Below are 20,494 nucleotides of genomic sequence, written 5' to 3' on the forward strand. Positions count from 1 at the left end.
AGCGCGAGGTGTGGCGCGATGAAACCCAAGACAAACTAAATCGGTATCTCAGTGACGCTGACCCACAATCGGTTAACTTTGAAGAAAGTGATGACGAAAACAAAATATTAGTCAGTTTAGACCCACCCGAAGAGAATGCTGCCGAACTTGAAGCGCAAAGTCTGGAACAAGCTCGGACCAATTCGTTGAGTGAGCTTGCGACTTGGGCTAAGCGCTCTTTGGAGGCTGGCGAAGTCGTAGTTGAACTCTCAGATGCTATCAAACTATTGAACGAAAAAGCGACGGATCAAGACTTGGTCGCAGCAGATTTTTCCGGGCGGATGATACAAGCTGCGTCCGCTGGCGTTGCTGCGGTTTTAGCTAGATTTGGCCCACCAGAACTGGTTGAGACTCATCTGAATTGGGCTCAAGTGCGTTTACTTGGTGCTATTTCCCGCGAGCGCACTCCCGAAGAGTCACAGTTTCTCGTCCCAGAATCCCTGATGTCTTTTGATCCACAAACGATAGCGGCGGGTGGAATTGCTGCCATTGTAACACGTGGTTTCCTTACAGATTTAGATGAGACCGTTGCAGAGCTCGTGACTCATCAACTGCACGCAGTCGGTTCAGCTACACTGAAAGGTTTCGACTGGGCGCAAAGGCCTGAACTTGCTTGGAGGTGTTTGGTCGCCGCCTTAGATACTTACGTGTTTGACACAGGGTATGACTGGGAAGCGGATCGCAAAAAAAGACACCCAGAAAAGACTAATATCAAGCGACTTAGGAATGCAGTGAGATTTGCCACAGGACGCGGCCGAAGTCGTGGACCCATTCTGCCCCCAAAGCCCTACCGTACACGTTGGGTTAGATCAAAAAAACTCTATCCTCCTGTCGTACCTGTAAAGTTACGGGCCCGTTCTATTCGAAATGAAGACGAACGGCCGGGTAGCTACGGGAGTGACTTTCCTTACGAACTAGTAAACACGCTTGCAAAAGAAACCGGGAGGCTTGCCGCTATTTCGACTGATGGTCAAGCTTGGAAAACTTTGACCGATCTCGAACAACGGCAATACAAGGGTGACTTGGTTGGATCTTACCTTGATGCGGTTACTCATGAGCTGGTTGTCAGTAACCGGCCGCCAGACGATCGATTTTGGAAAGCTTGGCAACCAGCAGCAGATTGGGTGATGAGCAATCTGGTTCCTAGAGTTCAAAATGACGAGTGGCAAAATCTTGATAACGCATTGCGGGCGGCAGGGTTTGTTGGTCCCTATATGACTCCCATGCCGCCGAATTGGCCCCATTTGGAAATGCTGCTGCCCAGGATCGATAGTTGGGTAGATGCAACAAAGCAGCATGCCTCTGCTGCTTACGCAGTTCTTGCAATATGCGAACGTATGTCGCCCGCTCAGCTAGAAGCGTGGTTTGTTCCCTGGCTTATAGCGTATTCACAAGAACATAAATCTAATGCCAGTTTCTGGATGTATGCTGGTTTCTCTGACAAAGCTGCGGGATTATTGGCAACGTTGGAAGGTCGACCAGACACTATTCGAGCACAAATTCGAAAAATTCTGTCCATAATGGCAGATGCGGGTTCTCTGTCCGCTCGGGAAATTCATCCTCGCTTCGCGTCAAACAGACCCAGCTAACTGGCTAAAATTACCAGCGTACATTTTCACGGGCGAACACAACGACGGTGCATGCTTCAACAAGCATCAACACTCTCTCTTTTGGCATTGACCCAACACTTCGACAACGGCAGTCGAATTTTTTGAAAAACGACAAACTATTGTCTAAAGAGATAAACTACGTGTCATCTCACAATTGTGAGGAGTCAGGAATGAAGGGATCACAAGCACTTCTAACACATTGAAACATAACAAATGGCATGTCGTATGAATCACTCAAGGTTCCTCTAGATTCACTTTCTGCTTCCTAACTGGGTCAACAGAAAAGCCGCCCAACTTGGACGGCCTTCAGTCGAGGGAGCTGGTGTGTAACTAGATTTGGCCGTCCACGTCCGACCACAGATAGATTTTACTGTATTGCTGTGGAAATTGGAGTGGGTTGATCCCCAGCTTATCGAGTTTGGCACTGACATGTTTTGTTTGTGTGCCAATACGATGAGCAAGGATACCAAGGGTGACATACTTGCGTAAGAAACGGTCAAGGTTGAACTGCGAAATGATTTCCCCTTTCACTCCTGTCCGCGCACACAAATAAGTCTCTCCAATGATGTACTTTTCTCGGGTCAGGTGGCCGACAGTCGAGTCATTGACCCTCAAAATCCGCTTCAGTTCGTGTTTGGTGTATGCTTTCACATATCTACTTTGTTAAAGCGAGGCGAGATCGCACCCACAAAGAGAATAAGAATATAGGTTTTGCACCGCCGTCGGCGCCTATCGGGCTTTACAAGCGTTTTCTGTTTTACAAACACTTTGTTGCAAACAAGCAGCCTTTGATCGTGACCGAAGGTATATCGGATATCACCTACCTGAAATGTGCGATCCGGTCCCGCGCAGCGCATTTTCCTTCGCTTATTACACCGCGCGATGGAAAGGATGAACCAAACGTTGGTTTCCTGAACCCATCCGGGACATCTCGCTCAATCCTTGATCTTGGTAATGGTGCTTCTGGTCAAAACAAGTTGATCAACGAATATGAAAACCGTTTGAAACGTTACCGGAATTTACCCCTTGATAACCCGGTCATAGTCCTTTGCGACAACGATGACGGTCCGAAAGAGGTGTTCAAAACTGCAGCTAAGAAAAACGGAAAACCTGTAGATAAGACGACGACCGACCCGTTCTACCATCTTGGGCATAATCTGTATCTGATGAAAGTGCCTGAAGGTGCACCTCCAGCAATGAAAGACATCGAGGATCTGTTTCTTTCAGCAGTGCTGAGTGAACTGTTCGACGGCAAGCCTTTCAACAAAAAGAAGGAACACGGCGACCACACAGCCTACGGAAAGGTGGCTTTCGCTGACAAAGTTGTGCGGCCAAAAGCCAGTAGTATCGATTTCAGTGGGTTTGATACGTTGCTTGAGCGCCTTGCTGCCTGTGTCGCAGATTATGCTATCCGTTCAGCGCCACCTACTGTCGTGCCAAAGGCAGCTGCCGCTGCTGTTGGCGCACCGTAGAACTTCTAAATACGGCTATTGCCGAGCTACTTGATCGCGGGACGCGATCTACCTTTGCCAACTTATCCCGATCAAGTGGGCGCGGACGGCGGGCAGGCCGCGTGGCCTCCTGTCACCGTATTCGGCGGCTGTTTGGCCTAGAATCGCTTCGCTTAGTCAGAAGTACGAAAGAAGCCACAGTAGTCTTTCCCAGCTCTTCTATCGAACGCGGGCTACGTGAGGGTGTGAAGGCCCCCCGATTAAACCCCGGGCTTTTGATTCTGGTTCAGGATGCGCCTCTTTTTTCGTATCTTGTTGCGAGCTGATAAAAGGCATCAGGAGTAGAAAACCAGCAAAAAAGAACTTAGTTCTGACGCAAAAGGCAAGTAACCTGACTGAAAAGGAACTTAGTCGTAATTACTCACAACAATTTGAAAATGTGGTGAGCCCTGCAGGGTTCGAACCTGCGACCTACTGATTAAAAGTCAGCCGCTCTACCAACTGAGCTAAGGGCCCTCACTTGTCGCGGTTACTAGGGCTACTGAGCGGGGGGGTCAAGTGCGAAAATCAAAGAATCCTGCCTCTGGATAGATTTTTCTGCATCAACTATATGAAACGTACAAATGACATAGTGAATCTGATGAATAATATGACCAAACACAGTGGCGACCTGCCGTTTCGCAAAATGCACGGCCTTGGCAATGACTTTGTTGTGGTCGATACGCGCCATGGGCCGGACCTGATAAATGAAAAAACCGCCAAAGCGATTGGGAATCGTTATTTTGGTGTGGGATTTGATCAATTGGTGGTTTTGCGCGAATCAGAAGTCGCTGATCTTGATGTGGAATTTTGGAATTCTGACGGGTCACGTGCCAACGCTTGCGGAAACGCCAGCCGCTGTATCGGTCAGATTATCATGGATGAAACCGGAAAATCTGATGTGACATTCCGCACGGGCCATGCGATTCTTACGGCGTCAGATGCCGGAGATGGCTTGGTCAGTGTCAACATGGGTTTGCCACAGCTTGATTGGGAATCAGTGCCGTTGGCGCACGCGGTCGAAGATCTGACGAACCTCCCGTTAGATGGTGCACCTGGTGCCGTTGGAATGGGAAACCCGCATCTGGTCCATGTTGTTGATGATGTTGAATCTGTTGATCTGCGTGCAATTGGCCCCGGACTAGAACGCCATCCGCTATATCCTGAGCGCACCAATGTTGAATTCATTCAAATTCTGGATCGCGAAACCATTCGTATGCGTGTCTGGGAACGCGGCGGGGAAATTACGCTTGCGTGTGGGTCGGGTGCCTGTGCGGTGGCTGTTATAGCGCACCTCAAAGGACTGACAGAGCGCAAAGTCACCGTGCATTTAGATGGTGGTCCACTGGTTCTTGATTGGCGCGATGATGGGGTTTGGATGACCGGCCCAACCGCGCATGTGTTTGACGGCGTGATTTCCGCTGCATTTTTGGATGGCGTATAATGTCTGAAAATGCGCCAATCTTTGCGACCCTTGGTTGTCGTTTGAATGCCTATGAAACTGAGGCGATGAAAGAACTCGCTGATCAGGCGGGGATCAAAGGCGCGGTTGTGGTGAACACTTGTGCTGTCACGGCTGAGGCCGTACGCAAGGCCCGTCAGGAAATTCGCAAGTTACGCCGCGACAACCCCGAGGCAAAGCTGATTGTCACGGGCTGTGCTGCGCAGACAGAACCTGAAACCTTTTCCAATATGGAAGAGGTCGACGTTGTCGTCGGCAATACCGAAAAAATGCAGCCGCAAACGTGGCAGGCAATGGGGCCGAACTTTATCGGTGAAACGGAACGTGTTCAGGTCGATGACATTATGTCGGTCACTGAAACAGCTGGGCATTTGATCGATGGGTTTGGCACACGGTCGCGCGCCTATGTGCAGGTGCAAAATGGCTGTGATCATCGCTGTACGTTTTGCATCATTCCCTATGGCCGCGGTAATTCGCGGTCTGTGCCTGCTGGCGTTGTTGTCGATCAAATCAAACGTTTGGTGGACAAAGGCTATAACGAAGTCGTTCTGACCGGTGTTGACCTCACCTCTTGGGGTGCCGATTTGCCAGCAACGCCTAAGCTTGGCGATTTGGTCATGCGTATTTTGAAACTGATACCGGATTTGCAGCGCCTTCGGATCAGTTCGATCGACTCTATTGAAGTTGATGAAAACCTAATGATGGCGATTGCAACTGAACAGCGCCTGATGCCGCACCTCCACCTGTCGTTGCAGGCCGGGGATGACATGATCCTAAAACGGATGAAGCGCCGCCATTTGCGCGATGACGCGATCAAGTTCTGCGAAGATGCGCGTAAACTGCGCCCTGATATGACCTATGGCGCGGATATTATTGCGGGTTTCCCGACTGAAACAGAAGCGATGTTTGAAAACTCGCTTAAACTTGTTGAGGATTGCGACCTGACATGGCTGCATGTATTTCCCTATTCTGCACGCGAAGGCACGCCAGCCGCAAAAATACCCGCCGTAGATGGGCGCGCCATTAAATCTCGCGCAGCACGGTTGCGCGCGGCCGGCGATGCGCAAGTCAAAACACACCTTGAGGCGCAGATTGGTAAGACCCATCATATTCTCATGGAAAACCCACACATGGGGCGCACCGCGCAATTTACAGAGGTGAAATTTGAGGCACCACAAGCTGAAGGTCAGATCATCACCGCCAACATCATAGGCGCAACCGCGACCCAGCTTATTGCCTGAAAGGAGCCATATGCCCCGGCCCATTCTTTATAGTTTTCGCCGCTGCCCTTATGCGATGCGGGCGCGACTTGCGATTCAAAGCGCGGGTGTAGAATGTGAGCTGCGCGAAATCGTTTTGCGGGATAAGGCGCCAGAGCTATTGTCAGCATCCCCCAAGGGGACTGTTCCGGTTATCATCGACGGCGATCAGGTGATCGAAGAAAGCTTTGACGTGATGCACTGGGCGTTGGCACAGAATGACCCCGAAGGGTGGCTGATGCATACTGCGCCTGATCTTATTGCGGAATGCGACGGCCCGTTTAAATCTGCCTTGGATCGCTACAAATACGCCAGTCGCTACGATGATATCGACGCGAGTGATGAGCGCGCAAAGGCCAGTACGTTTTTGCAAAAACTCAATACGCAATTGGACGGGAAACCATATTTGTTTGGGGGCGATCCCAGCTTTGCTGATATGGCGACGGTGACGTTTGTTCGCCAGTTCGCGCATGTTGATCTGGAGTGGTTTAACGCGCAACCATGGCCGTATCTCATTGCATGGCTAGAGGCGTTTAAGGCGTCAGATCGTTTTAAGGCAACGATGCAAAAATATCCAAAATGGGAAAGCGGCGATGATATTACGATGTTCCCGGCGCAGGGGTGAGGCGGCACAGTTGCCGCCCCTTTTTTTGGCGGCTAGGCTGCCAGTGACGCACGTGTTTTGCTGATCATCAACGCAGCCTTAGCTGCTTCGCGGCCTTTTTCGACGAAATGCGCGCGGTAGATTTCGTTGTGGTGATCTGTCTCTTGGTAGTGGTGGGGTGTCAGCGATACTGACAATACAGGCACACCTGTATCCATGCTGGCGCGCATCAAACCGTCAACCACGGCCTGGGCCACGAAATCGTGCCGATAAATACCGCCGTCGACCACAAAGGCCGCAGCAGCCACAGCGCCGTAACGGCCAGATGCCGCCAAATCGCGCGCGACAAGCGGCATTTCAAACGCACCGGGGACGTCAAAAACGTCAACCAACTCTGTTGGGATTAATTCACAAAAACCGGCCAAGGCCTGATCAACAATATCGGAATGCCAGTTTGCCTTGATAAAGGCGTAGCGGGTGTGTGTCATTTTTTGTCCTTTCATAAACAACACGTCACCCAGAGCGTCGTAACGAAAGGACGCACGCAGCCCATGCCACGCATCACCCTAACGTCCTCTTGCATCCGGACTTTAACCGTCGGCTCTGGCCTCTCACCAGATCTGCTGACACCCCGATTGAGGCCGCTCGTGGGCTGGCGGGACTGGCCCGCATACCACCGGTGGGGAATTTCACCCCGCCCTGAGAACAGCACCACTTTGAAACATGCTTGGAATGGGCGCAAGTCCCCCTTAAGACATTTAAAGGAGGAGAACCGACATGCACCCCAATCCAGCCTTTCGCCAGACCCCTGTTGAAGACAATATCGCCTTTGCACGGGAACGGGCTTTTGGAATCCTATCGGTAAATGATGATAACGGGCCTTTGCTGTCGCATGTTCCGTTTTTGATGTCTGACGACGCTAAATCAGCGCGTTTGCATCTCGTGCGGTCAAATCCGATAGCGCGTTTAGGTTCAGATCCTGTCAAAGCCGTCATAGCAATCAGTGGACCTGACAGCTACATTTCGCCCGATTGGTATGAAGTGCAAGATCAGGTCCCAACATGGAACTATGTTGCTGTCCATCTGCGTGGCACATTGCATCAGCGTCCGCCTGAAGAATTAAAATCACTATTAGATGACCTTTCGCAAGAATTTGAAACGCGCATTAGCCATAAGTCACCTTGGACGTCTGACAAAATGTCCGAGGGTGTGATGGATAAAATGATGCGGCAGCTTGTGCCATTCCGATTTGAGATCGGCCAGATCGAAGGCACTTGGAAATTAGGTCAAAATAAACCCGGTGATGCCCGACCCAATGCCGCAAAACAAGCGGCTGCATATGGCATAGGGCAGGAGCCACGCTTGCTTGCCGCCTTGATGCTGGGGGCGGAATCCAGCTCGTGAGATTTGATAATACCTTGCGGAAATACTACGTTAGATAGCAACACCGATATAGGAGACATCAAATGCCCCTTCCTCTTGCCCCAATTGCTGGCTTTGCTTTGCGATATGGCGCTGTTGCTTTGACGACTTACGCAATTGCGCGCTCTATTGAAAAGGGGCGGAGGTGTCAAAAAACAGAGGATGTTCTTGATGAGGTGGAAGAGGGGCTGTCTCTGCGTCGCGAAGAGGGACAATTCAGCACAACTGGGCGATTTATACGCACCATTCGGTTGGGTCAAAATGGCCCGGGCGCCCAAATTGATCTCTCCGCTTTGGGGCGTTTGCGCCTTACACGGGTCAGATAGGCAACAGCTTATCAGCTCTCTTCGTGTGAAACGATGTCCCAAATTATGATCAAAACGTAATTTTGTTTCGGAAACGAAGCAATTTTTCGAATCCGCTTTGCATTTATGCGTGGTTTCCAATAACGCACTATATGACTATTACTGCCCACGTAGACCAACCGTAGGATACCGGAATGCCCGATCTTCGTTCAAAAACTTCGACTTTTGGCCGCCGCATGGCCGCCGCCCGTTCGCTATGGCGTGCAACAGGCATGAAAGATGGCGATTTTGGTAAGCCGATTATCGCCGTGGTCAATTCATACACACAATTCGTGCCGGGCCATGTTCACCTGAAAGACATGGGTGATCTTGTTGCTGCTCAGATTGAAAAAGCGGGCGGCGTTGCCAAAGAAATGAACACCATTGCTGTCGATGATGGTATCGCAATGGGTCACGATGGCATGCTTTATTCGTTGCCGTCACGCGAAGTGATCGCGGATTCGGTTGAGTATATGGCCAATGCGCATTGTGTTGACGCGCTGGTTTGTATTTCCAACTGCGATAAAATCACGCCGGGTATGTTGATGGCTGCGATGCGCCTGAACATTCCCGCGATCTTTGTGTCTGGTGGCCCAATGGAAGCCGGTAAAACCATCCTAAAGGATGGCGAGCATAAAACAGACCTCGTATCTGCGATCGTTGGGGCAACCGACGAAAAGCGCACCGAAGAAGAAGTTGCATCGCTTGAGCGCTCAGCCTGTCCGACCTGTGGATCGTGTTCTGGTATGTTCACTGCGAACTCTATGAACTGTCTGGCCGAAGCCTTGGGTCTTGCGCTTCCGGGGAATGGTTCGCTTTTGGCGACTCACTCAAAACGTCAGGCGCTGTTTGAAGAAGCTGGTCACCGGATCGTTGATCTTGCGACACGTTGGTACAAACACGACGACGAATCTGCTTTGCCACGCGGTATTGCAACGTTTGAAGCTTTTGAAAACGCGATGGCGCTCGACATTGCGATGGGCGGTTCTACCAACACCGTTCTGCACCTTCTGGCTATCGCACACGAAGGTAACGTACCCTTCACCATGGCAGACATTGACCGCATGTCACGCGTTGTTCCGCATCTGTGTAAGGTTGCGCCCTCGACCCCGAAATATCACATGGAAGATGTGCACCGCGCTGGTGGGATCGCCCGTATCTTGGGCGAACTTGACCGCGCAGGTCTGATCCACCGTGATCAGGCAACCGTGCATGAACCTACCATCGGTGATTTCATCGACAATTGGGATGTCCGTCAAACCGACCGCAACGCCGCGCATGATTTGTATATCGCTGCGCCGGGTGGTGTGCGCACTGTTCATCCATTTAGCCAGAGCCGCAGCTATACCGAACTCGATCTTGATATTGTGGATGGCTGTGTGCGCGACATTGAAAACGCCTATAACAAAGACGGCGGTTTGTGCGTGCTGTTTGGCAACCTTGCTGAACAGGGCTGTATCGTCAAAACCGCAGGCGTGATCGCGCAGATGCACCAATTCGAAGGCATCGCCAAAGTCTTTGAATCCCAAGATGACGCCGTAACAGGCATCCTGCGCGGCGACGTTAAACCGGGTTCAGTGGTTATTGTGCGTTATGAAGGCCCCAAAGGCGGCCCTGGTATGCAAGAAATGCTGTACCCAACCGCCTATCTCAAATCAAAGGGCCTCGACACGTCTTGTGCCTTGGTCACTGATGGTCGTTTCTCTGGTGGATCTGCTGGCCTGTCTATTGGTCACGTGTCACCCGAAGCCGCGGAAAAGGGCCTGATTGGTTTGGTCGAAGATGGGGATCGCATTTCGATATCAATCCCGAACCGTTCCATCCAGCTTGAAGTGTCAGAAGAGGTGATCGCTGAGCGCCGCGCCAACCACCATCAGGCAGATAAAAAAGCATGGAAAGCCGAAGGTCGCCCACGCGCAGTTTCCACAGCGCTTAAGGCTTACGCCGCCCACGTTTCTAACGCGTCTTTGGGTGCGGTTCGTCAGTTAGACGAAGAATAATACTGTTTTCACAGGGTCATTGATTGGCCTTGGTTAGAATTCAAAGGCGCGCGGACAATTATATTGCCGCGCGCCTTTATTTGTTCCAGACATACGTAAAGCCAAAGAAAGGCAGTACATGTCAGAACAGCAAACGTCCTCATTTGATTTAGATGCGTTAATTGTGCAGCTCAAGCACGCCTCGCGTGGTGAGGAACCCGCAAAAAAGATACGCCACCTAATCGAAACGGCGGTGGCAAACGCGCAAGGGGTTATAGACGGAATTCCGCATTTTGAAGAAGATGAGGTGCTTTTGTTTGAAGATGACGCCGTTTCAATCTGGCATTGCCGGTTCTTGCCCGGTGCAGCTGTTCCCCCACACGATCATCGCATGTCAGCGGTTATTGGGGTGTACACAGGTCAGGAAAGAAACGACTTTTTTGAAAATGATCCCAATGGGTTGATCCGCAAAAGTGGCGAAGCATTTTTGGCATCTGGTGATGTTCTATCCATAGGCCCAAGCGCAATTCATTCTGTCGCTTGCGTAAGCGAAGCGCCGTGTTGCGGTATCCATGTGTATTTGGGGGCGCTGACCGAAATAGACCGCTCTTTGTTTGACGTGCAGGCGAATGAGACGTTGAAGTTTACCGATGAAAACTATCAACGGTTGCACGCAGCGGATGTTTGACCGGCATTGAGACGGATTTTCAAAAGGCAGTTACTTGCGATTTGCCTTTTGAATTTTACGGATCGCTTTATTTTGCGCACGGATTTGACCCGGACTTAGGGTCAAAAGAGCCGTGTTATGATGCTCTTCTGCTAACAGTTTTTTCCAGCGCTCAAAGCGTACGGGATCAATCTCACCGGCCTCAAGCGCGGATTGGATCGCACATCCGGGCTCTTTGTCATGCTTGCAATCGTTGAATTTGCAATCTGCGGCTAGGATGGAAATATCAGCAAAAACTTCACTGACACCAAAGGCGGCTTCGGTCAGTTGTAGTTCGCGCATGCCGGGGGTGTCTAACACCAAACAGCCGCTGTCGATCTGATATATTTCCCGCCGGGTGGTGGTGTGGCGGCCCTTTGCGTCGTCTTCGCGAATGTCTTGGGTTTCGGCCTTTTGGGTGCCGGATACAGCATTGACCAGTGTTGATTTTCCAACGCCAGATGACCCGAGAAAGGCGATCGTCTGACCCGCTTGGCACCAAGGCGATAGCAATTCGCGCACATCGCTGCCCTTGGCGTTTAAAACTAAAACAGACAGCTTAGGTGCCATTGACTGCGCTTGGGCCTGAAAGGTTTCTATGTCGTCTGTTAAATCCGCTTTGGTCAGGATGATGACTGGGGTTGAACCCGCTTCATGCACCATAGCCAGATACCGCTCTAGGCGGGCAACGTTGAAATCCTGATTGCAGGACGAAACGATAAATGCCGTTTCAACGTTTGACGCAATCAACTGTTGTGCATGTCCTTTGCCGGGCGCACGGCGTTTGAACAGGCTTTTGCGTTTGAGAACACGAAGGGGCAGCATGTCGTCCCCCCCCATTAAGACCCAGTCACCGACCACGGCCAATTTATGCGAATCACCGTCTTGGCTATGAAGGTTGCGATAACTTCCCGATAGGGATTTGCCCAAAACACGCATCCCATTGCGGTGAACTTCCATCACGCGGACGGGTTGGGTTTGTTCCAATTCTTTTTTGGACATTTGGTCTTCGAAAAAGTCCTGCCAGCCCAGATCATTCAGTTGGACCTGATCACTCTCTGAGGTCTGATGGTCTGTTTCGTTTCCGGTCATATCTGCGGCTCGCTGAATGGGGTGGCATATTGGTTATACGCCCTTTTAGCATCCTATGCCAAAGATGCGCGGGAAATGCGATGTTCGCGGGCAATTTTGACGTTGATTTATGGTATGGGGCGTTACATGCACGTGTTCGCAATGTGAATTAGGGTTTGAGTCATGGAAATGTCGGGGATTATTGATCTGTATTGTGAACGCACCGGGGCAGGGCTTTGGAACGAACCCCTAAACGCGATCAGCAATCTTTCCTTCGTCCTCGCGGCATTTCTCGCATGGCGCGCGGTTCAATTGCGCGGGTTTCCTGATCTTTTTGAAAAACTGTGCATTTTTTTGGCAGGCATGATCGGCATTGGTTCGTTTTTGTTTCACACCTTTGCCAACAGCTGGACAGAGCTTGCAGATGTTATCCCAATCTGGAGCTTCGTTGCGGTCTATATTTCAGCAACGATATACCGGGCGACTAATGAGAATAAGGCCAAAACCCTGCTGATTGCCGCGATTGCCGCTGTGATTATGGTCTGTGTTCTTTGGTTCACCGGGAATGACATTGCAACAGACGCTGATGCCGCCCCAAGCCGTTTCAATGGGTCGCTTCAATATGCGCCTGCGGTAATCGCCTTGGCTATCTTTACGATACTCACCCAAATAAAACGCCATCCGGCGCGTAATTACATAGCGGCTGCGTTTGTGACGTTTTTTGTGTCTCTCGTGTTTCGTACAATCGATTTAGATACTTGTGCGGCCTTGCCTATCGGTACGCATTTTGCATGGCATTTGTTGAATGGGTTGATGGTTGGCCTGTTGTTGCAAGCATTGGTTCTAAAAATGCCGCCGTTGTCGGTGGGGGCTTCAAAGCCTCTTTAGGCGCGATACGATACCAGCAAGCGGTTTATAGGTACTCTTTGCGTGCAGGCTTACGGCGACGTAGGCACGTTTCATTTGTAAATGACCAACTGCCGGTGTCATCAAGGTGCCTGCATCCAGATCAGCCTGAACCAACTGTTTAGGCGCGAGCGCAATCCCTTGGCCTAATCGCGCGGCGCGTACGGCCAGTGATGTGCTGCTGATAATCAGTCGTGCTTTTGATGATGAAGGGGGTGGTTTGCCGTGCTGGTCAAACCACTCTGCCCATGTTGGTTCCGTTCCATACTGTCGCCCCCAACGATTGTGAATGAAGTAGCGATCCGGAATTTTGGAAAGATCCCCTATTTTGTTTCCGAATTGGGCCCAAAACTGCGGGATGCAAACAGGAATAACGGTATCATAAAACAGGTTGGTCTGATGAAAATCCTGATAAAATTTTGTGCCATAGGTCAGGCGCAGGTCAATGTCTGAATTTGCAAAGTTGACCGGATCATCCTCTACGCGGATGTCCAGAGTGACACCATCCAATTCGGGATGCTCTGTGATGTTAGGCAATAAGAGTAAATCGGCGAGCGACGGCAGAGCGCTAATTACCAGTTGTGCTCGTGCTTTGGTAAACTGCAAGGATTGCGTCGTTTGAGTGAGCTGCTGAAGCGCTTGGGCAACGTTTGGATAAATGGCTTCGCCCGCATCTGTTAGAAAAATCCGGTTACCTTGGCGTAAGAACAGTTCTTTTCCCAAAAATCCTTCTAGGTTTTTGATCTGCAAACTGATCGCAGCCGAACTCACACCCAATTCTTGACCAGCCTGAACAAAGCTGCCGCAACGGGCTGCTACCTCGAAGGTTCGCAAAGCATTTAAAGGGGGCTGTGCCATACAATTTGCCTATAGTTTTTCTTATTATTCCTGATAATTTTTCTAGTTGCAATGTAGGCAATGTATGCATTTCATTGCGGTAGAAAAATGGCCTGATTTGTTGGGTCAAAAACCTGTTCCCATGAGGTAGAATATGAAAACGCATACTCGGGTTTGTGTAATTGGCGGCGGAGTTGTTGGGTGTTCTGTGTTGTATCACCTGACCAAGCTTGGCTGGTCAGACGTGATGTTGCTTGAACGCTCTGAGTTGACATCAGGCTCCACTTGGCATGCTGCGGGTGGGTTTCATACGCTGAACGGCGACACCAATATGGCGGCGCTTCAGGGTTACACGATTAAGCTATATAAAGAACTGGAAGAAATCACAGGCATGTCCTGCGGTTTGCACCATGTCGGTGGCGTGACGCTGGCTGATACACCAGAACGCATGGATATGCTTAAGGCAGAACGGGCAAAGCATCGCTATATGGGTTTGCACACCGAAATCCTATCGCCCGAAGAAATCAAAAAAGTCGCCCCCGTTACCAACATCGAAGGTATTCTAGGTGGCCTTTACGATCCGCTTGATGGCCACCTAGACCCGTCCGGCACAACCCACGCCTACGCCAAAGCGGCACGTATGGCGGGCGCAACGATTGAATTGCACACCAAGGTTGAGGAAACCAATCAGCTGCCTGATGGCACATGGGAAATCGTCACGAACAAAGGCACAGTGATTGCCGAACATCTGGTCAACGCTGGTGGCCTGTGGGCGCGCGAAGTTGCAGCAATGGCGGGGGTTTACCTACCGCTGCATCCAATGGAGCACCAATATATCGTCACCGATGATATTCCGATGATTTACGAGGCCGATTCAGAGCATCCGCACGTGATGGACCCCGCTGGCGAAAGCTATCTGCGCCAAGAGGGACGCGGCCTGTGTATCGGGTTCTATGAACAACCGTGTGAGCCGTGGGCGGTAGATGGCACGCCTTGGGACTTTGGCCATGAACTGCTGCCCGATGATCTGGATAAAATCACTGATTCCGTCGAATTTGCCTATAAACGCTTCCCTGCTTTGGCTGAGGCTGGCGTGAAAAATGTGATCCACGGCCCCTTCACCTTTGCGCCGGATGGTAACCCGTTGGTTGGTCCGGTTCCCGGTTTGCGCAATTACTGGTCTGCCTGTGGCGTTATGGCAGGCTTTAGCCAAGGTGGCGGTGTTGGCCTGACCCTTGCGCAATGGATGATCGAAGGCGAACCAGAACGCGATGTATTTGCGATGGATGTCGCACGTTTTGGCAAATGGATCTCGCCCGGATACACCCTGCCTAAAGTGATCGAGAACTATCAGAAACGGTTCTCTGTTAGCTATCCAAACGAAGAATTGCCAGCCGCGCGTCCGCACCAAACCACACCGATGTATGACATCTGGGACAGCATGGGTGCGGTCTTTGGTCAGCAATTTGGGCTAGAGGTGCCAAACTATTTCGCTGAGGGCGATGAGCCTCGATATGAAACCCCGTCGTTCCGCCGTTCAAATGCGTTTGACGCCACCGCGCGTGAAGTCAAAGCAGTGCGCGAAGCTGTCGGTATCAATGAGGTTCAGAATTTCGGCAAATACCTTATCAAAGGCGAAGGCGCGCGCGCTTGGCTTGATACCATTATGGCAGGGCGCATGCCGAAACAAGGCCGCCTAAGCCTGACGCCGATGCTGTCGCCAAAGGGCCGCTTGATCGGTGACTTTACCGTTTCTTGTCTCACTGAGGATGAATTCCAGCTGACCGCGTCTTATGGATCACAGGCGTTTCACGAACGTTGGTTCCGTCAGCACGCCGTTGCTGGTGTGGACATTGAAAACATTTCTGACCGTCGCACCGGGTTCCAAATCGCAGGCCCCAAAGCCCGAGAGGTTCTATCCGCGGTCACACGTTCCGACGTGTCTGACATGAAGTTCCTCGACGTGCGCCACATGGTGATTGGTATGGTCGACTGCATCGTGCAGCGGGTCAGCTACACCGGTGATCTTGGTTATGAAATCTACACCGACGCCATGAGCCAACGCGCCCTTTGGCACACGCTGTGGGCAGAGGGTCAAAATCACGGCATGCGCCCCTTTGGCATGCGTGCCATGATGTCCTTGCGGTTGGATAAATTCTTTGGCTCCTGGCTCAGCGAATTCTCCCCGGATTACACGGCGGGCGAAACAGGCATGGATCGCTTTATTTCGTGGAAAAAGAATGCCGATTATATCGGTCGCGCCGCAGCCGAGGCAGAACGCGCAGCCGGGTCTGAACGCACACTTGTCGCGTTCGAGGTGGATGCCGCAGACGCTGATGTCGTTGCCTACGAACCGGTTTGGATCAACGGCGAAGTTCAAGGGTTCTGCACATCTGGCGGCTATAGCCACTACACTCAGAAATCCATCGCGATGGCACTGATTCCGACGGCACTGGCCAAGGATGGGCTAGAGGTCGAAATCGAAATTCTAGGTGATATGCGCAAAGCTACGCAAATTAACACACCGCTCTTTGATGTCGATGGCGCACGTATGCGCGGCTAAAAAATTGGGCGCCTAATTAGGTGCCCAATTCAAACTCAATTTTGAAAGGTACCCCATGCTCCGCTTTGATTTGGGCGACTACAGTTTTTCCATCAAGACACAGAATCCTGAGGCTCAGGTTTACTTTGATCAAGGATTAAACTGGTGTTTTGGCTTTAATCAGGAAGAGGGCCTCGCGTGTTTTGAACAAGCGATTAAAATCGACCCGACCTGTGCAATGGCTCATTGGGGGGCGGCTTATGCTGCTGGGCCATTTTACAACATGCCGTGGCCGGATTTTACAGAGGCGGAGGCCGAAGGCTGTACTGCATTTTGCCGAGGCCATATCGACAAAGCACAGGAACTGGTCGAAGAAAATACGCTAGAGGCGCGACTGGTCACAGCCCTTGCCCAGCGTATCCAGAAACCACATGTGGTCACCGCCGAAGAGTTCAAAGCATGGGACGACGCCTATGCGGATGCGATGCGATCCATCAATACGGACTATCCTGATAACCTCGACATCATGGCGCTGTTTATCGAAGCGATGATGACGCGCACCCCATGGAAAATGTGGGATGTCAAAACCAATGAACCCCCTGCAAACACAGATACCTATGAAGCAATCGAAGTCTGTGAACGAGCTATCCGTTTGGCGGATGATTGGGGCATTGCGCAGCACCCGGCGATTTTGCATTTGCATATTCACTTGCTCGAAATGTCGTTGACGCCAGAACGCGCGATGGACTCTGCGGATCGCTTGGGTGGTCTGTGCCCCGATGCAGGGCATATTCACCACATGCCCGGGCATATCTATGTTTTGTGCGGCGAATATGAAAAAGCAAAAATTGCCAGCGAAAAGGCGATAGAGGTCGACCGTAAGTATCTCGCGTATGCCGGGCCGCACAATTATTACACCACAGCGCGATGCCACGATTTGCACTTGATGATGTATGCCTGCATGTTCTTGGGGCAGTTTGACCCCGCATGGGCGGCCGCTGAAGAAATGTGCGCAACTTTGACGCCCGATGTGATCGACCTTCCGGGTAAACCCTATATCGCAGGCACGATGGAGGGGTATTTTTCCGTTAAAATGCACGTGCTGATCCGGTTCGGCAAATGGCAGATGATCGTTGATACACCGATGCCCGAAGACCTGGAGCTTTATTGTGTTTCCACCGCCATGCACCACTACGCCAAGGGCGTCGCGCACGCCGCTTTGAAGAATTTTGAAGAGGCAGATCAAGAGGTGAAAGCGTTCTACGCATCGCTGAATCGCATCGGTCCAAAGCGTAAGTTCTTTAACAACACCGCATTACAGACCTTAGCGGTTGGCGAAAAAATGATGCTGGGCGAGGTGGCCTATCACAAAGGCCACTATGAAGAGGCCTATGATCACCTGCGCGAAAGCGTACGACGCTGCGACGATATGGAATATTCAGAGCCTTGGGGGTGGATGCACCCACCGCGCCACGCACTTGGTGCTCTGTTGATGGAGCAAGACCACTACGAAGAGGCCGAAGCGGTTTACCGGGCTGATTTGGGATTGAACGATGAGGTGCAGCGCTGTGCCCAGCACAAAGACAATGTTTGGGCGCTTCACGGTATCGTCGAATGTCTACGCCACCGCGGTGAAACGGTTGAACTGCCAGAACTGCAACAGCGGCTGATCGCTGCTCAAGCTAAAACAGATGTGCCGATCACATCATCCTGTTGTTGCCGCACCAAAATCGCCAGCGACATGGCCCCAGCATAGGAACTCAAACATGATTGCCAGCCTTTCAATGTACGCCCGTCCGGAAACCAGTGACGCGATCAATCGGTTTTGGGCCCTAATCCGTGCAAACCTAATTGCAACAGGCATAGATGCCCCTGAAACGCTTGCCCAAGACGAGGATTATATGACGGTCTGGACAGACCCTGATTTGGTCCTAAGCCAGACCTGCGGCATGCCATTCCGTAAGTTCCTGCACGGCAAGGTGAACATGGTCGTGACCCCCGATCCGGGGCTGGAAAATTGCCCGCCGGGGTACTACCGCAGCAGCTTTGTCGTGCGCAAAGATGATCCCAGAACCAGCTTGGCTGAGTTCAAGGACGAACGCTTTGCTTACAATGAGGAAAATTCTCAATCAGGATTTGCCGCGCCATTTAACCATGCAAAGGCGCAGGGTTTTGCGTTTTCCAATCTGGTGCAATCAGGGGGCCACGCTATTTCGGCTAAGATGGTGGCAGAGGGCGACGCAGATGTTGCCGCGATTGATGGGCTGACATGGAAATTTGTTCAACGCTACGACAGCTTTGCCGCCAATTTGCGTGTGTTGGAATGGACAGATCCCGCAACGCCGTGCCTGCCATTGATCACTTCGCTTAACAACGACAGCGAAACGGTACACGCCGCTGTGGCCAAAGCATTGGACGCGCTAAGCGACGCCGACCGCGAAACCCTGAGCCTGAAAGGGCTGGTGCGTATTCCAGAGGAAGATTACCTGGCGGTCTCAAACCCGTAACCGACATAAAAAACAACCGGCAGAAGATGCCGGTTGTTTGATCTATTATTGTTTGATGTGGTGTTCGCCGCGTGCCTTGGATAGCGCGATTTGTTTTTGGCGTTCACGGAAACGGTTTTTGTGATCTTCGTCCGTCTCGTCCACGCATTGATGACAGCTGACGCCTTCTTCGTAACCCGGATGGTTTTTATCTTCGGGTAACATCGGGCGACGGCAGGCGTGGCACAGCAGATGCGGCCCTTCGACCAACCCATGCCCAACGGAAACACGCTGATCAAAGACGAAACATTCACCGTCCCATGTGCTGTCTTCCTGAGGGACCTCTTCGAGATACTTCAGAATGCCACCCTTTAGGTGGAACACATCCTCAACCCCTTGACCAAGCAAGAAGTTGGTGGACTTTTCGCAGCGAATGCCACCGGTACAAAACATCGCGACGCGTTTGTTGTGAAACCGATCTTTGTTGTCGTCCCACCACTGCGGAAATTCACCAAAGGATGTGGTTTTGGGATCAATCGCGCCTTCAAACGTGCCGATGGCCACCTCGTAATCATTACGGGTGTCGATCAGGACGACGTCGTCTTGGGTGATCAGATCGTTCCAATCTTCAGGCGCGATATAGTTGCCAACCTTAGCGGTTGGATCAACGTCAGGCTGACCCATCGTGACGATCTCTTTCTTCAACCGAACTTTCATTCGGTTAAAGGGCATCATCGACGCGGTGCTTTCTTTGTGTTCCAGATCTGCACATCCCGGCAAAGCGCGAAGATGTGCAAGCAAACGGTCAAGACCGGCGCGGGTTCCTGCGACGGTGCCGTTGACCCCTTCTTTGGCCAGCAAAAGCGATCCGCGAATTCCCTCGGCGTCACAAAGCGCCTGAAGGGGAACTTGGATCGCCTTGGTGTCGTCAAAGCGGGTGAAGTGATATAATGCGGCTACGGTAATCATGGGCGCAAAACTACTCCTGCCGGGCGGGCAGTTCAAGCCCAACCATTGACGCAGACTGCGGCATTTCATACGCATAGAAAACCCTGCGAAAGGATCAAAAAATGCGCCCCGAAAACGAAGCCTTGATCGTGATTGATGTGCAAAATGATTTCTGCCCCGGCGGTGCCCTTGCCGTACCCGAAGGCGACGTGATTGTACCCGGCATCAACGCGCTAATGGATGAATTTGGCGCCGTGATTCTAACGCAGGATTGGCATCCGGCGGGCCATTCTTCTTTCGCCAGCAGCCACACAGACAAAGCGCCTTATGACATGATCGAAATGCCCTATGGACCGCAGGTGTTGTGGCCCGACCATTGCATTCAAGGCACCGAAGGCGGCGCATTTCATGACGGGCTGAACACCACTCGCGCTGATCTGATCATCCGCAAAGGGTATAATCCGCAGATCGACAGCTATTCCGCGTTCTTTGAAAATGATCAAAAAACCCCAACCGGTCTGGTGGGGTATTTGCAAAATCGGGACATAGATACATTGACCATGGTGGGCCTTGCTACGGATTATTGCGTCAACTTCTCGGCTGTTAACGCGGCTGTGTTGGGGTTTAACGTGGCTGTACGCCTTGATCTGTGTCGCGCGATTGATTTGAACGGATCGTTGGATGCTGCACTGTCAGGCATGACGGGTGCAGGCGTGCAGTTGGCGTAACGATCAGCTTGCCACGCACCTCTGGCTTTGCTTTAACCAATTTGTATTCTTATCCGGAGGC

Annotated in this window: 18 protein-coding genes, 1 tRNA gene and 1 riboswitch; of the genes, 14 read left to right on the top strand and 5 right to left on the bottom strand. The window is 51.6% G+C overall.

Annotated features, from left to right (window positions below):
• Positions 1–8 precede the first annotated feature (8 nt).
• Entirely contained in the window at positions 9–1,628 is a 1,620-nt protein-coding gene (locus G9C99_RS12515; protein WP_166417849.1) for a hypothetical protein, read from the top strand.
• Between the two features lie 815 nt (positions 1,629–2,443).
• The gene (locus G9C99_RS12520) at positions 2,444–3,121 is read left to right on the top strand and encodes a hypothetical protein (protein WP_166417850.1); all 678 of its coding nucleotides are present in this window, start codon (positions 2,444–2,446) and stop codon (positions 3,119–3,121) included.
• A gap of 419 nt (positions 3,122–3,540) precedes the next feature.
• Here G9C99_RS12520 and G9C99_RS12525 read toward each other — a convergent pair.
• Positions 3,541–3,616: transfer RNA gene (locus G9C99_RS12525), tRNA-Lys, on the bottom strand.
• Between the two features lie 124 nt (positions 3,617–3,740).
• On the opposite strand from G9C99_RS12525, the gene dapF reads away from it, so the two are divergent.
• Genes dapF through G9C99_RS12540 form a run of 3 tightly spaced genes read left to right on the top strand, consistent with a single transcriptional unit; the run spans position 3,741 to position 6,485 of the window.
• Positions 3,741–4,583 (top strand): diaminopimelate epimerase, encoded by an 843-nt coding sequence (dapF, locus tag G9C99_RS12530; protein ID WP_166417851.1) that lies wholly within the window; start codon positions 3,741–3,743, stop codon positions 4,581–4,583.
• Complete coding sequence (gene mtaB / locus G9C99_RS12535; protein ID WP_166417852.1) at positions 4,583–5,842, top strand: tRNA (N(6)-L-threonylcarbamoyladenosine(37)-C(2))-methylthiotransferase MtaB; 1,260 nt, start codon at positions 4,583–4,585, stop codon at positions 5,840–5,842. The genes dapF and mtaB overlap by 1 nt, the downstream gene beginning before the upstream one ends.
• A gap of 10 nt (positions 5,843–5,852) precedes the next feature.
• The gene (locus G9C99_RS12540) at positions 5,853–6,485 is read left to right on the top strand and encodes a glutathione S-transferase (protein ID WP_166417853.1); all 633 of its coding nucleotides are present in this window, start codon (positions 5,853–5,855) and stop codon (positions 6,483–6,485) included.
• A gap of 32 nt (positions 6,486–6,517) precedes the next feature.
• Here the strand turns inward: G9C99_RS12540 and G9C99_RS12545 are convergent, their stop codons facing one another.
• A complete protein-coding gene (locus tag G9C99_RS12545; RefSeq protein WP_166417854.1) occupies positions 6,518–6,952 on the bottom strand; it encodes a 6,7-dimethyl-8-ribityllumazine synthase in 435 nt (144 codons plus the stop codon).
• Between the two features lie 79 nt (positions 6,953–7,031).
• A riboswitch (FMN riboswitch) is annotated at positions 7,032–7,175 on the bottom strand.
• Between the two features lie 66 nt (positions 7,176–7,241).
• On the opposite strand from G9C99_RS12545, the gene G9C99_RS12550 reads away from it, so the two are divergent.
• The 4 genes from G9C99_RS12550 to G9C99_RS12565 all read left to right on the top strand — a co-directional run bounded on the left by G9C99_RS12550 (position 7,242) and on the right by G9C99_RS12565 (position 10,897).
• Positions 7,242–7,868 (top strand): FMN-binding negative transcriptional regulator, encoded by a 627-nt coding sequence (locus G9C99_RS12550; protein ID WP_166417855.1) that lies wholly within the window; start codon positions 7,242–7,244, stop codon positions 7,866–7,868.
• 62 nt (positions 7,869–7,930) lie between these two features.
• The gene (locus G9C99_RS12555; protein ID WP_166417856.1) at positions 7,931–8,212 is read left to right on the top strand and encodes a hypothetical protein; all 282 of its coding nucleotides are present in this window, start codon (positions 7,931–7,933) and stop codon (positions 8,210–8,212) included.
• A gap of 173 nt (positions 8,213–8,385) precedes the next feature.
• Entirely contained in the window at positions 8,386–10,230 is a 1,845-nt protein-coding gene (ilvD, locus tag G9C99_RS12560; protein ID WP_166417857.1) for a dihydroxy-acid dehydratase, read from the top strand.
• A 118-nt stretch (positions 10,231–10,348) separates the two neighbouring features.
• Entirely contained in the window at positions 10,349–10,897 is a 549-nt protein-coding gene (locus G9C99_RS12565) for a hypothetical protein (RefSeq protein WP_166417858.1), read from the top strand.
• 30 nt (positions 10,898–10,927) lie between these two features.
• On the opposite strand, the gene rsgA is transcribed toward G9C99_RS12565, so the two are convergent.
• Positions 10,928–12,007: a ribosome small subunit-dependent GTPase A gene (gene rsgA, locus G9C99_RS12570; RefSeq protein WP_166417859.1), complete on the bottom strand. Its 1,080-nt coding sequence runs from the start codon at positions 12,005–12,007 to the stop codon at positions 10,928–10,930.
• 168 nt (positions 12,008–12,175) lie between these two features.
• Here rsgA and G9C99_RS12575 point away from each other — a divergent pair, with 168 nt between their 5' ends.
• On the top strand, positions 12,176–12,874 hold the full coding sequence (locus tag G9C99_RS12575; protein WP_166417860.1) for a ceramidase domain-containing protein: 699 nt from the start codon (positions 12,176–12,178) through the stop codon (positions 12,872–12,874).
• Here G9C99_RS12575 and G9C99_RS12580 read toward each other — a convergent pair.
• Complete coding sequence (locus G9C99_RS12580; RefSeq protein ID WP_166417861.1) at positions 12,860–13,750, bottom strand: LysR family transcriptional regulator; 891 nt, start codon at positions 13,748–13,750, stop codon at positions 12,860–12,862. The two genes, G9C99_RS12575 and G9C99_RS12580, sit on opposite strands and share 15 nt — an antisense overlap.
• Positions 13,751–13,883: 133 nt before the next feature.
• On the opposite strand from G9C99_RS12580, the gene G9C99_RS12585 reads away from it, so the two are divergent.
• From G9C99_RS12585 to G9C99_RS12595, 3 genes are read left to right on the top strand one after another with little or no spacing between them, the layout of a single operon-like run.
• Positions 13,884–16,292, top strand: coding sequence for a GcvT family protein (locus G9C99_RS12585; protein WP_166417862.1), 2,409 nt, complete (start codon positions 13,884–13,886; stop codon positions 16,290–16,292).
• Between the two features lie 55 nt (positions 16,293–16,347).
• On the top strand, positions 16,348–18,027 hold the full coding sequence (locus G9C99_RS12590) for a tetratricopeptide repeat protein (RefSeq protein WP_166417863.1): 1,680 nt from the start codon (positions 16,348–16,350) through the stop codon (positions 18,025–18,027).
• 10 nt (positions 18,028–18,037) lie between these two features.
• Positions 18,038–18,778 carry a phosphate/phosphite/phosphonate ABC transporter substrate-binding protein gene (locus G9C99_RS12595; RefSeq protein WP_166417864.1) on the top strand — a complete coding sequence of 247 codons (741 nt, stop codon included), beginning with the start codon at positions 18,038–18,040 and terminating at the stop codon, positions 18,776–18,778.
• Between the two features lie 45 nt (positions 18,779–18,823).
• Here the strand turns inward: G9C99_RS12595 and trhO are convergent, their stop codons facing one another.
• The gene (gene trhO / locus G9C99_RS12600) at positions 18,824–19,726 is read right to left on the bottom strand and encodes an oxygen-dependent tRNA uridine(34) hydroxylase TrhO (RefSeq protein WP_166417865.1); all 903 of its coding nucleotides are present in this window, start codon (positions 19,724–19,726) and stop codon (positions 18,824–18,826) included.
• A gap of 101 nt (positions 19,727–19,827) precedes the next feature.
• On the opposite strand from trhO, the gene pncA reads away from it, so the two are divergent.
• Positions 19,828–20,433: a bifunctional nicotinamidase/pyrazinamidase gene (gene pncA, locus G9C99_RS12605; protein WP_166417866.1), complete on the top strand. Its 606-nt coding sequence runs from the start codon at positions 19,828–19,830 to the stop codon at positions 20,431–20,433.
• The last annotated feature ends 61 nt before the right edge of the window (positions 20,434–20,494 follow it).

Origin of the sequence: Cochlodiniinecator piscidefendens (genome assembly GCF_011326755.1) — a bacterium.
GTDB classification, from domain to species: Bacteria; Pseudomonadota; Alphaproteobacteria; order Rhodobacterales; family Rhodobacteraceae; genus Cochlodiniinecator; species Cochlodiniinecator piscidefendens.

Coding starts and splice junctions, on each gene's coding strand:
- dapF (WP_166417851.1), top strand. CDS start 3,741: ATGAATAATATGACCAAACACAGTGGCGACCTGCCGTTTCGCAAAATG.
- mtaB (WP_166417852.1), top strand. CDS start 4,583: ATGTCTGAAAATGCGCCAATCTTTGCGACCCTTGGTTGTCGTTTGAAT.
- G9C99_RS12540 (WP_166417853.1), top strand. CDS start 5,853: ATGCCCCGGCCCATTCTTTATAGTTTTCGCCGCTGCCCTTATGCGATG.
- G9C99_RS12545 (WP_166417854.1), bottom strand. CDS start 6,952: ATGACACACACCCGCTACGCCTTTATCAAGGCAAACTGGCATTCCGAT.
- G9C99_RS12550 (WP_166417855.1), top strand. CDS start 7,242: ATGCACCCCAATCCAGCCTTTCGCCAGACCCCTGTTGAAGACAATATC.
- G9C99_RS12555 (WP_166417856.1), top strand. CDS start 7,931: ATGCCCCTTCCTCTTGCCCCAATTGCTGGCTTTGCTTTGCGATATGGC.
- ilvD (WP_166417857.1), top strand. CDS start 8,386: ATGCCCGATCTTCGTTCAAAAACTTCGACTTTTGGCCGCCGCATGGCC.
- G9C99_RS12565 (WP_166417858.1), top strand. CDS start 10,349: ATGTCAGAACAGCAAACGTCCTCATTTGATTTAGATGCGTTAATTGTG.
- rsgA (WP_166417859.1), bottom strand. CDS start 12,007: ATGACCGGAAACGAAACAGACCATCAGACCTCAGAGAGTGATCAGGTC.
- G9C99_RS12575 (WP_166417860.1), top strand. CDS start 12,176: ATGTCGGGGATTATTGATCTGTATTGTGAACGCACCGGGGCAGGGCTT.
- G9C99_RS12580 (WP_166417861.1), bottom strand. CDS start 13,750: ATGGCACAGCCCCCTTTAAATGCTTTGCGAACCTTCGAGGTAGCAGCC.
- G9C99_RS12585 (WP_166417862.1), top strand. CDS start 13,884: ATGAAAACGCATACTCGGGTTTGTGTAATTGGCGGCGGAGTTGTTGGG.
- G9C99_RS12590 (WP_166417863.1), top strand. CDS start 16,348: ATGCTCCGCTTTGATTTGGGCGACTACAGTTTTTCCATCAAGACACAG.
- G9C99_RS12595 (WP_166417864.1), top strand. CDS start 18,038: ATGATTGCCAGCCTTTCAATGTACGCCCGTCCGGAAACCAGTGACGCG.
- trhO (WP_166417865.1), bottom strand. CDS start 19,726: ATGATTACCGTAGCCGCATTATATCACTTCACCCGCTTTGACGACACC.
- pncA (WP_166417866.1), top strand. CDS start 19,828: ATGCGCCCCGAAAACGAAGCCTTGATCGTGATTGATGTGCAAAATGAT.